This window comes from Marinobacter sp. (genome assembly GCF_041686475.1).
Classification (GTDB): Bacteria; Pseudomonadota; Gammaproteobacteria; order Pseudomonadales; family Oleiphilaceae; genus Marinobacter.
Map to the genome: position 1 here is coordinate 1 of NZ_JAWLDU010000029.1, position 3,591 is coordinate 3,591.

Genomic DNA, 3,591 nt, shown 5'->3' on the forward strand with positions numbered 1-3,591 from the left:
TTGGGATTGTATTCCCATAGCGACGTTAAAAGCCAGGCCAGGTCGGCGTTTACCAACCTGGCCTGGCAGTTCACCGGTCAATCATCCGAATCATCGTCATCGTCACGATCATCATCGTTGTCATCGCCGTCATCATCTTCGACCTCGACATTCGACACCAGCTCGTACTGACCACCTTCGGTCGAGCGATATTCGATCTCCACTTCATCGCCCACCTCGGCGCCGGATATGCTGTAGTCGTTACGCAGGACCTCAAGATTCATGATGGTGATGGAATTCGGACTCAGGTCGCTGACTCTTCCCTCGAGTTCATAATCATCGCCTTCATCATCGTCTTCACGCTCGATACTGATGGCTTCCAGGAATCCGCCATCTTGGCTGCGCTGACGTCCTTCCACTTCCAGGAAATCACCTACCTGCAGGCCTTCCAGATCCTGAACGCGGTTGCGGCGGTCATCGTCATCGTCATCGTCCTCGATCAGCGTGCTGGCAGTCAGCTTCACAGCGACACCCGCGACAACCATGGACTCGCTGGACAGATCAATTGACTCGATCTTGCCTTCAACTTCGGCGTCGGAATCCTGGCCTTCGATTTCTTCCGCCACCAGTACGCCATTGCGGAATTCACCTTCAACCTCCACGAAGAATCCGTCGGCCAGGTCACTTTCGCGAATATCATCGAATTCGGTGTTGCCGTTGATCTGAATGGTCACACCACTGATTGAAAACCGTCGATTGGCGTCGTCGTAATCGTAGATGGTGCCTGATACTTCCACATCGTCGTTCTCGTCGAACCAGTCGTCCTCACCTTCGATCTCGTCAGCGACAATTCTTCCGCTTTCCAGGCTGCCTTCGACTTCTACTACAATGCCATCCGCCAGGTCATCAAGGGAGAAATCGTCTTCTCCGACGGCGCTGGTGTAATCGATCAGGAAGTCGTTGATGGTGAAGGTCTCGGCATCGGTGTCCAGATTGGCGACAACTCCTTCAATCTCGACTTCGTTGTCGTCGTCAAAATCCACACCCTCAGCGCGGGCACCCACAAAGCTGGCGCGGAAGCTGCCATCTTCCAAACGCCAAGCGCTAACCCGGACCCGATATTTCTGTGGATCCTGCTGGATATCAGCGGGACTGGCACCCCGGAAAACCGTGCGGCCATCGAAACTGATGGTTTGGCCCAACAGTGTCAGAGTACCGGTACCTGCGGCTTCATCTACCCAGGTAAACCCCGAAAGTGCTCCCCTCAGGGTATCGTCGTAGCTGACCCGGTCTGCCCGGCCCTCGCCACGGTCATCCCAGTCACCCTTAATCTGCAGGATCATCCCTTTCTCCAGCTGATCTTCCCGGGCAATGCCATCATCACTGTCGACGCTGCCATTGGTCTCAAACTTGGTGCCGTTGACAAAAACACTGCCAAAACCGGTAACCGCCCCAACACTGGTGCCGGAAGACCCGTCTGCCGAGGAACTACTGGACCCCCCTCCACCACACGCAGCCAATGAACCGGCTACCACGCCTGTCATGGCGAGCTTTATCGCTTTTGCTAAAGGATTACGCTTCATCGTTCTGCTCCTTCTGGTTTGCTCAAAGCCGACGCCGTTCCGGGATCGGCCAGATTGTTTTGGGATTTATTTCCCAAATCTATATTTGGGAACTTATTCCCATTTTTATGGGTTGTCCAGTTTTTACACATGAAGATTTTGTGAACTTTCCAGCTCTATGGGCGTAAGCTACTGAACAGACATATGAAAACAGGGGAAAAAAATGCTGGGATTTTTGAAGAACGATCCGAAGAAAAAGCTGCAGAAAGAGTACGAGGCCAAGCTGCAGAAGGCGCTGCACGCCCAACGCAACGGCGACTTGCGCACTCACGGCACACTGATGGAAGAAGCTGAGAAGATCTACGCGGAATTGCAGAAGATTGGCAAGGAGTAGGTTTCCGAGTTTGGAGGGAGGTCCGGCTGGTACCCCTGTTCAAAACCGTGGTGCGCCAGGGATGGCGCGACCGAGCCCTACAGGGACGTATTTACCGGCGTGTTTTGAACAGGGGGTACCAGCCGGACCGGGACTAGGAGTCCCCCAGAAACTGCCTTAGCTGCCGATTTAATCGATCGACTTCACGCCGCATTTCATGGACTTCATCGAGAAGCTCCAGAGACATGGCTAGGCCAGGCAGGTTCATTTTCAGGTCGCGTTGCAAACGCTGGGCCTTTCGCAAGCGGGCCAGGGCATCGAGATCAAACTGCCACCTCCGTGTCTCCGGTGACTCTTCCACCGGAGCAATGACACCGTAGTTCACCAGTTTGATCACGAACTCGGCATGGCAGTCCCCACGCTCGCAGATTTCCCGCAAGGTGAATGTAGCGGTGGGTTCCACCAGTTCGACGCTCAGAATCCGGTCTTTATCAGTCATCCTTCACCCCGCTCACACGTGCAGTTTGCTGCGTGGATTGAACCCTTTTTCGGCCTCGGCCAGCTGCTTGTACAGCTCCTCGGCTTCGTCGCTGTGGCGTTCAGGCATTACGATCTGCAGCAGCACCAGCTGGTCGCCAGGATGCTTACCGGGCAGGCCTTTGCCTTTAAGCCGCAGCTTGCGGCCACTGGAAGAGCCCTTGGGTACTTTCACATTCACCTTCGAGCCCACAGTGGGCACCGTGACCGAAGCGCCAAGGGCCGCTTCCCAGGGCGCGATGGGCACTGTGACCAGTATATCCTTGCCTTCCACCGTGAACAGGGGGTGCGGGGCGTATTCCACTTCGATAAACAGATCCCCGTTTTCCGCACCACCAACGCCGGGGGCGCCCTGGCCTTTCAGGCGAATATGCTGACCTTCTTTCATGCCGGCGGGTATTTTCACGTTCAGGGTCTTCTTGCGTTGCATAACGCGGCCCTGAGCGTCGGGCTCCTGAACGTTGAACGACACCTGCTTCTCGCAGCCATGGAACGCCTCTTCCAGGAACAGTGCCAGTTTGGCGTGCACATCTTCGCCGCGCATGCGCATGGAGTGGCGCTGGCCACCGAAGCCACCACCAAACCCGGGCCCGCCGCCGGCGCGCCGGCCACCACCGAAGATTTCCTCGAAAAAGTCACTGAATTGCCGCGCATCGGCCTCGGTATAACCACCACCGCCAAAGCCGGAGGCACTCTCCCAACCGGGAGGCGGCTCGAAGGAGCCGTCTTTCCGGGCGCCGTACTTCTTGAGCTCGTCGTATTCGGCGCGCTTTTCCGGATCTTTCAGTACTTCGTAGGCCTCGCCGACGTCTTTGAATTTTTCATCGGCGTCCTCTTCCTTACTGACATCCGGATGATATTTCCGGGCCAGCTTGCGGTAGGCCTTCTTGATCTCCTCGGGGGAGGCAGACTCGCTCACACCGAGCACGGCGTAATAGTCTTTGAAGTCCATTCTGCTCCTCACACCTGTTCAGATTACTGGGCAATGTTTGCCCGGTCACTAACACTATATTTGATGAGGAAGTGAAAATTACAAGGTGTGGGTGTATCAGAATTGATGCGTATCAGTTCGTAGAGCGGAGTCTGCCTGATGTCCTGACCCTAGCCTGTCAGCACAGCGGCTAACGCAAAGGCGGAGCA

General features: G+C 55.7%; 4 protein-coding genes. 1 reads left to right on the forward strand and 3 read right to left on the reverse strand.

Annotation, left to right across the window (positions count from 1 at the left end; genetic code table 11):
• Nucleotides 1-77: 77 nt before the first annotated feature.
• The gene (locus ACESMB_RS08570; RefSeq protein WP_372971330.1) at nucleotides 78-1,562 is read right to left on the reverse strand and encodes a DUF5666 domain-containing protein; all 1,485 of its coding nucleotides are present in this window, start codon (nucleotides 1,560-1,562) and stop codon (nucleotides 78-80) included.
• 202 nt (nucleotides 1,563-1,764) lie between these two features.
• Between ACESMB_RS08570 and ACESMB_RS08575 the strand changes: the two genes are divergently transcribed.
• Nucleotides 1,765-1,935, forward strand: coding sequence for a DUF6435 family protein (locus ACESMB_RS08575; RefSeq protein ID WP_372971331.1), 171 nt, complete (start codon nucleotides 1,765-1,767; stop codon nucleotides 1,933-1,935).
• 133 nt (nucleotides 1,936-2,068) lie between these two features.
• Here ACESMB_RS08575 and ACESMB_RS08580 read toward each other — a convergent pair whose 3' ends face one another.
• Nucleotides 2,069-2,413, reverse strand: coding sequence for a chaperone modulator CbpM (locus ACESMB_RS08580; protein ID WP_372971332.1), 345 nt, complete (start codon nucleotides 2,411-2,413; stop codon nucleotides 2,069-2,071).
• A 12-nt stretch (nucleotides 2,414-2,425) separates the two neighbouring features.
• A complete protein-coding gene (locus ACESMB_RS08585; RefSeq protein WP_372971333.1) occupies nucleotides 2,426-3,403 on the reverse strand; it encodes a DnaJ C-terminal domain-containing protein in 978 nt (325 codons plus the stop codon).
• Nucleotides 3,404-3,591 lie beyond the last annotated feature (188 nt).

Bases quoted from the DNA above. Each gene is read 5' to 3' on its own strand.
- ACESMB_RS08585 (WP_372971333.1), bottom strand. From the start codon at position 3,403: ATGGACTTCAAAGACTATTACGCCGTGCTCGGTGTGAGCGAGTCTGCC.
- ACESMB_RS08580 (WP_372971332.1), bottom strand. From the start codon at position 2,413: ATGACTGATAAAGACCGGATTCTGAGCGTCGAACTGGTGGAACCCACC.
- ACESMB_RS08570 (WP_372971330.1), bottom strand. From the start codon at position 1,562: ATGAAGCGTAATCCTTTAGCAAAAGCGATAAAGCTCGCCATGACAGGC.
- ACESMB_RS08575 (WP_372971331.1), top strand. From the start codon at position 1,765: ATGCTGGGATTTTTGAAGAACGATCCGAAGAAAAAGCTGCAGAAAGAG.